The sequence below is a fragment of the Paenibacillus sp. 203 genome (genome assembly GCF_037027525.1).
In the GTDB taxonomy this organism is placed as follows: domain Bacteria; phylum Bacillota; class Bacilli; order Paenibacillales; family Paenibacillaceae; genus Paenibacillus; species Paenibacillus polymyxa_B.
The window spans coordinates 1-360 of record NZ_JAXCHD010000058.1; the positions used below are offsets into that span (position 1 = coordinate 1).

General features: G+C 43.6%; 1 rRNA gene. It reads left to right on the forward strand.

Features of this window, described 5'->3' with window-relative positions:
- Positions 1–89, forward strand: a 16S ribosomal RNA gene (locus WA407_RS26370); the annotation flags it as partial.
- Positions 90–360: the final 271 nt, after the last annotated feature.

Consider the following 360-nt stretch of genomic DNA (forward strand, 5'->3'; position numbering starts at 1 on the left):
GGAGCCAGCCGCCGAAGGTGGGGTAGATGATTGGGGTGAAGTCGTAACAAGGTAGCCGTATCGGAAGGTGCGGCTGGATCACCTCCTTTCTATGGAGAATCGTTTCCTGCAATGGAAACATTCAAATCAGCAGGTACATGTACCTGCAACCGGATATTCAATTCGGTTCATCACGTTCGTGTGAATGAAAAGAATATCCTTAACTTACTCACTCGTTGCTCAGTTTTGAGAGTTCAAACTCTCACATCGGATTTCCAAAATATACTTGTATTCAAGTGTTGAGGAATTTGATATGATGTTTTTCCGGGGTTAAAGCCGGAGAGAATATTGCACCTTGAAAACTGGATACCGAAACGAAAT